The sequence below is a fragment of the Pigmentiphaga sp. genome (assembly GCF_019689535.1).
GTDB lineage: Bacteria > Pseudomonadota > Gammaproteobacteria > Burkholderiales > Burkholderiaceae_B > Pigmentiphaga.
Window position 1 is genome coordinate 1 of record NZ_JADGHH010000327.1, and the last position, 2,270, is coordinate 2,270.

Below are 2,270 nucleotides of genomic sequence, written 5' to 3' on the forward strand. Positions count from 1 at the left end.
ACTGCCTCCGGGGGAGCGGCGCCCAGCGCGACCGTGCGCTGGGCGCGATGCAAGAGCTACGTTATAAAATGTAATATACGTCGGCTTTGCATCAATCCGGGGGCCAGGTGCGCATCGCCATATTGGAAGACGATCCGGCGCATGCCAGGATCATCGAAAAGACGCTGCTTCAGGCTGGGCACCAGTGCCAGGTGTACGGTGACGGCAGGCTGATGCTGCGCGAGTTGCACAGGCAGAGCTACGATTTGTTCGTGCTCGACTGGCATGTGCCGCACGTCGAGGGGCCGGAAATCCTGGGGTGGATACGACGCAACCTGCCTCGCCACCTGCCCGTGCTCTTCGTCACCAGCCGCGACGATGAACAAGACGTCGTCGAGGGCCTTCAGGCCGGTGCTGACGACTACATGACCAAGCCCATCCGGGCCTTGGAGCTCCAGGCACGCGTCACGGCGTTGCTGCGCCGCGCGTATCCGGAAACTACCCGTCCCGTCCAACCCGGCTTCGGGGACTACGTTTTTGATTTACACCGCCGCGAGATCAGCCTAAGGGGCAAAGTCGTCGACCTCAAGCCCAAGGAGTATGAGCTCGCGCTGTTCCTGTTCCGCAATCCAGGCCGCTTGTTGACCCACCAGCATCTTCTCGAGGAGCTGTGGGGCACCAGCGCCATCGATACGCGCACGGTCACCACCCACATGTCGCAATTGCGCCGCAAGCTCGATCTGCGGCCGCAGAACGGCGTGCGGGTCGTCCCCGTGTACGGACTGGGTTACCGGTTCGAGGTGCTGGATTCAGCGGAAACCCCCACTAACACCAACAACGACGCCTCCCCATGAAAATGTTCCTTCCCGTGCAATGCAGCGTCCGGCTCACCACATGGGCACTGGCAGCCGCGTGTGCGGGTGCTGCGGCGCCTGCGCTGGCCCAGCAAGCAGAACCCATCCGGCACGTCGTGCGCAACGGCGACACGCTTTACGACCTCGCGAACGCTTATCTCGAAGATCCACTTCAATGGAAAGCCTTGGCGCAGGCGAACGGCAATCCGCACCCGCGCCAGTTGAAGTTGGGTTCGACCATCGTCGTGCCCGATGCGCTGTTGCGCAAGAAACCCGGCGGCGCGCGGGTGGTGCACGTCTCTGGGACGGTGCGCTACAAGGTTCGAGGCGGCGCCGAAGGCGCGCTCGAACCGGGCATGCGGCTGATCGACGGTGACACCGTCATCACTGACAGCGGCGGATTCGCGACGCTGGAAATGACAGATGGCTCCATCGTGCGCGTGACGGGGGATTCCGAGCTGCGCCTGGAGCGCCTGCGGTACAGCCTCGTCAAGAAGCGCAGCGAGACCACGGTGAGCCTGGACAAGGGCCGGGTGGAATCGCGCGTGACCGCGCAGCAGCCCACGGGAAGTCGGTTCCGGGTCGATACGCCGCTGATGGCAGCGGGGGTGCGCGGCACGGAATTCGGCGTCACGCTGCGCAATGATGGGGCCGCTACCAGCGACGTACTCCAGGGCGAGGTCGAGCTGACCGCACGGCAGTCTGGTTCGAGCGCGCGCGTGGCAGCAGGCACGGGCGGCGCCGTGGCGGCCGGGATGCAGGCTCCCGCATTGGCTCCCTTGCTGCCCGTGCCGGATTTGTCCGGCGTGCGCTCTTTGCAAGAGCGTCCCATCATCGACCTGGCCTTTGCACCGCAAAGCGGCGCGGTCTCCTATCGGGCCTTCATCTGGCCTGCCGGGGATCCCGAGCGAATCGTGGGCAACGTCGTCGCGTCGCAGCCCAGGGTGCGCTTTGCGGGCCTGGACGACGGCGATTACGTCGTCCGGATCAGCGCGATCGACGCGCAAGGCATAGAAGGGCGGCATGCTACTTGGCCCATCAAGCTCAAGGCCCGCCCCGAACCGCCGGTGACGCTCGCGCCCGTCGACGGCGGCACGGTACAACAGCAAGATGTGACGCTCGAGTGGACCGAAGGCGAGAACGCGATCGGCTACCGGGTGCAACTGGCCCGCGACGAGGCCTTCGCCGATCTTCTCCTAGACGAAACTCTGCAGGCGCAGACCGGGCGGACGGTCACCGGCCTGGCTTCGGGTACGTATTACTGGCGGGTGGCCAGTGTCGCGCGCGGCAAGGACGGCAGTCCGGACATGGGGCCCTATGGCGATCCGCGGCGCTTCATCGTCAGGCTGCCGGCCGGCAATAACGTTGCCCTGGAACAGGATGGTGACCGCCTGACCCTGGCCTGGGACGGCGAACCCGGCCAGCGCTATTGGGTGC

Annotated in this window: 2 protein-coding genes; both read left to right on the forward strand. The window is 65.5% G+C overall.

Annotated elements, in window-relative coordinates; translation table 11 throughout:
- Nucleotides 1-107 precede the first annotated feature (107 nt).
- A complete protein-coding gene (locus tag IRZ12_RS17345) occupies nt 108-833 on the forward strand; it encodes a response regulator transcription factor (RefSeq protein ID WP_296471286.1) in 726 nt (241 codons plus the stop codon).
- Nucleotides 830-2,270 (forward strand): FecR domain-containing protein (locus IRZ12_RS17350; protein WP_296471289.1); only part of this gene is annotated, 1,441 nt, incomplete at its 3' end. The genes IRZ12_RS17345 and IRZ12_RS17350, both read left to right, overlap by 4 nt.